At 66.3% G+C, this 4,482-nt stretch carries 2 protein-coding genes; both read left to right on the top strand.

The window, feature by feature from the left end:
- Positions 1-71: 71 nt before the first annotated feature.
- Positions 72-3,239, top strand: coding sequence for an efflux RND transporter permease subunit (locus AC3XYG_RS26695; protein ID WP_489142909.1), 3,168 nt, complete (start codon positions 72-74; stop codon positions 3,237-3,239).
- 204 nt (positions 3,240-3,443) lie between these two features.
- Positions 3,444-4,482: cellulase family glycosylhydrolase (locus tag AC3XYG_RS26690; protein WP_489142908.1), on the top strand; the 1,039-nt coding region annotated here is incomplete at its 3' end.

The following is a 4,482-nucleotide window of genomic DNA, read 5'->3' as shown; positions in this document are numbered from 1 at the left end:
CCCCCGACGCTCCTGCCGCCGCCAAACCCTGACCGCCGCCGCGCGCCACCTCCAACCCCCAGAGGGGTCCCATGCTTTCGCGCTTTTTCATCGAGCGGCCGGTTCTCGCCAACGTGCTGGCGCTGGTTATCGTGCTGATCGGGGCGATCTCGCTGCTGCGGCTGCCGGTCTCGCAATACCCGAACGTCGTGCCGCCGACGGTGCAGGTGACCACGGTCTATCCCGGCGCCAGCTCCCGGACGATCATGGACACCGTCGCCCTGCCGATCGAGCAGCAGGTCAACGGCGTCGAAGGCATGATCTACATGCAGTCGACCAGCGCCAGCGACGGCACCTACACCCTGACGGTCACCTTCGACATCGGCACGAACCCCGATTCCGCCCAGGTGCTGGTGCAGAACCGGGTGGCGATCGCGCTGTCGTCGCTGCCGCAGGCCGTGCAGGTGCAGGGCGTCAACGTGCAGAAGAAGTCGACCGCCGTCCTGCAATTCATCACCCTGTCCTCGCCGGACGACCGGTATGACGGGCTGTTCCTGTCGAATTACGGCGTCATCAGCGTGCAGAAGGAGCTGCAGCGCCTGCAGGGCATCGGCAATGTTACGGTCTTCGGCGCCGGCCCCTATGCCATGCGGATCTGGATGGATCCGGACAAGCTGCAGGCCTACGGCCTGGTCCCGGCCGACGTGGTCGGCGCGGTCCAGCAGGAAAGCCAGGAGGTGACGGCAGGCATGGTCGGCGCACCGCCGGCACCGAACGGCCTCAACTTCCAGTACACGGTGAATGTCGCGGGACGCCTGGACGCCGCGGCCGATTTCGAGAATATCGTGGTCAAGGCCGACAACCAGAATGGCGGCCGGCTGGTGCGGGTCCGCGACATCGGCCGGGTCGAGCTCGGGTCGCAGAGCTACAGCCACACCGCGACCTTCAACGGCCATCCGACAGCGGCGATCGGCATCTTCCTGCTACCCGACGCCAACGCCCTGGCGGTGGCGGGCGAGGTGCGGGCCAAGATGGCGGAGCTGGCCAAGTCCTTCCCGCCGGGCCTGACCTACGACATCCCGTTCGACACCACCAAATTCGTCAGCGCCTCGATCGACGAGGTCTACAAGACGTTGATCGAGGCGGCGGTGCTGGTGCTGATCGTCATCCTGCTGTTCCTGCAGGATTGGCGGGCCATGCTGGTGCCGGCCACCACCGTCCCGGTCACCATCATCGGCGCCTTCGCAGCGATGGCGGCGCTGGGCTTCAGCGTCAACACCGCGACCTTGTTCGCCATCGTCCTGTCCATCGGCATCGTCGTCGACGACGCCATCGTCATCGTCGAGGGCGTGTCCCGCCACATGGAGGCGGGGATGAGCGGCCGCGAGGCCGCGGTGAAGGCGATGAACGAGCTGCTCGGCCCGATCATCGGCATCACCCTGGTGCTGATGTCGGTGTTCGTGCCGGCCGCCTTCCTGCCGGGGCTGACCGGCCAGATGTACCAGCAATTCGCCCTGGTGATCGCCGCCACCGCCATCATCAGCGCCATCAACGCCGCCACGCTGAAGCCGACGCAATGCGCGATGTGGCTGAAGACGCCGACCCCGCCGGAACGCCGCAACCTGATCTTCCGCGGCTTCAACCGGGGCTATGACGCGACCGAGCGCTGGTATGCAAGGCTGGTCCACCGCATGGTCAACCACAGCCTCTTGATGATGCTGGTGGCGGCCGTGCTGATCGGCCTGGCGTTCTGGGGCATGTCGCGGGTGCCGACGGCGTTCCTGCCGATCGAGGACCAGGGCTACGCCATCGTCAGCATCCAGTTGCCCGAAGGCGCCGCGCTGCAGCGCACCGACCGCGCGGTGGCGGAGGTGACGAAGATCGCCCGGTCGATCCCCGGGGTCGCCGATGTCGTCGGTGTCAGCGGCATCTCGGTGCTCGACAACAACGCCACCCTGTTCAACGCCGGCATGGCCTATGTGATCTTCAAGGACTGGTCGGCGCGCGGGCCGGACGAAAGCCTGCCGGCGATCTACCGCAAGCTGACGGCAGCGCTGGCCGACATGCAGGACGGCACCGCCTTCGTCCTGGTGCCGCCGCCGATCCAGGGCATCGGCAATTCCGGCGGCTTCACCATGCAGCTGCTGGCCAAGGACGGCAGCGCCGACTTCGCCGAGCTGCAGGGCGCGGCGCGCGACATCGTGGCCAAGGCCGGCACGCAATCGGCGCTGCAGCGGGTCAACACCACCTTCAGCGCCGGCACGCCGCAGCTGTTCCTGGCCATCGACCGGACCAAGGCCGAGACCCTGGGCGTGACCGTCGGCCAGGTGTTCTCGACCCTGGAAGCCTATCTCGGCTCGACCTACGTCACCCAGTTCGACAAGTTCAACAACGTGTTCCAGGTCTACGCCCAGGCCGAGGCACAGCACCGGCTGGTTCCGGACGACATCCTCAAGCTGAAGCTCAAGACCCCGGCCGGCGAGATGGTGCCGCTGGGCACAGTCTTGACGGTGCAGACCGTCCAGGGGCCGCCGCTGATCAGCCTGTACAACCTCTACCCCACGGTGACGCTGGCGGGCGGGCCGGCGCCGGGTTTCAGCTCCGGCCAGGCGATGGGGATCATGGACCAGATCGCGGCGCAGAGCCTGCCTCCCGGCTACGGCTCGGACTGGACCGCGATGTCCTATCAGGAAAAGATCGTCGGCAATCAGATCTACCTGATCTTCGGCCTGGCCCTGGTGCTGGTCTATTTCGTACTGGCCGGCCCGTACGAAAGCTGGACCCAGCCGCTGTCGGTGATCCTGGCCGTGCCGCTGGCCCTGCTCGGCACCGTGGCGGCGCTGAACGCGCTCGGCGTCGCCAACAACCTGTACACCCAGATCGGCGTCATCCTGCTGATCTCGCTGGCCGCCAAGAACGCCATCCTGATCGTCGAGGTGGCGCGGGAGAAGCGGGCCGAGGGCTGGGATATCGCCGAGGCGGCGGTGGAGGCGGCTCGGGCGCGGTTCCGGCCGATCCTGATGACGTCCTTCGCCTTCATCCTCGGCGTGCTGCCGCTGGTCTTCGCCACCGGCGCCGGCGCCAATTCGCGGATCTCGATCGGCATCGCCGTGGTCAGCGGCATGCTGGCCTCGACCTGCCTGGCGGTGCTGTTCGTGCCGTCCTTCTTCACCGTGCTGCAACGCATGGCAGAGCGCGGACGCGTGAAGCCGCACCATCCGCCTGTTGCAACCGAGGCGCGCCCGATCGAGACTCCGTGACCTGCGCTGGTTGTTGGCAAAAGAACACCCAGTCGATGAGACGCGATCACAACGTCTCATCGACTGGATCGGTCGGTTCATCGATTAGGACTCTCTTGCGCCGTACCGTAATATTATCGTCTCTTCATCATTGATTGCAGGCCGACATAAGATCTTCTGCCCACTCAAGAAGGCATCGACTGCGCTCTTGCTGGAGAGGCGATCATGACCAGTGCCATCGAGGCGATCCTTGAGGCCGACGGCGCGACCGTGGACTACACGGTCGACAGCAGTTGGAGCAGCGGCTTCACCGGAAGCATGTCGGTGGCGGCTGGCGACGCGGCCCTGGACGGCTGGACGGTCGGGTTCGACGCCACCTTCGACATCACCAGCATCTGGAATGCCGAGATCGTCTCCCACACCGGCAGCCACTATGTGATCCGGAACGCGCCCTACAATGGCGACGTGACGGATCACCAGTCGGCCAGCTTCGGCTTCCAGGCGGTGCAGGGCAGCGGGGGCACCGCAGCCACCAACTTCACCATCAACGGCGTGGCGTCGGATGGCGATCACCCGACAGCGCCCCTGCCGACGGTGTCCATTGCCGACGGCTCGGTGCTGGAGGGCAATCCGGCCGGGCCGGGCACCGGGGAAACCGGCTGGCTGTCCACCCAGGGCAACCAGATCGTGGACGCCGACGGCCACACCGTGAAGATCGCCGGCGTGAACTGGTTCGGCTTCGAAGGCGAGAACCAATCCCCGAACGGCCTGTGGACCCGCGGCTATCAGGACATGATGCAGCAGATGAAGGAGTTGGGGTTCAACACCATCCGCCTGCCCTACTCCTCCGACATGCTGCACACCACGAGCGCGGCCCAGGGCATCGACTATTCCAAGAACCCGGATCTCGTCGGCCTGACCCCGCTCCAGGTCATGGACAAGATCGTCGCCTATGCCGACCAGATCGGCCTGAAGATCATCCTCGATCACCATCGCAGCGACCCCGGCGCGGGCACGTCCGGCAATGGCCTGTGGTACGATGCCAGCCATTCGCAGGCCGACTGGATCCATGACTGGCAGCTGCTGGCCCAGCGCTATGCCGGCGATCATTCCGTGATCGGCGCGGATTTGCACAACGAGCCCTATAACGGCACCTGGGGCGGCGGCGGCGCCAATGACTGGGCGGCGGCGGCCGAGGCGGCCGGCAATGCCATCGGCGCGGTCAATCCCAACTGGCTGATCTTCGTCGAGGGTGTCGGCAGCT

The sequence above is a fragment of the Inquilinus sp. genome, from assembly GCF_057815775.1.
The sequence above is the reverse complement of the archived record's forward strand: the minus strand, read 5'-3'. Positions and strand labels throughout refer to the sequence as shown.

Bases quoted from the DNA above. Each gene is read 5' to 3' on its own strand.
- AC3XYG_RS26695 (WP_489142909.1), top strand. From the start codon at position 72: ATGCTTTCGCGCTTTTTCATCGAGCGGCCGGTTCTCGCCAACGTGCTG.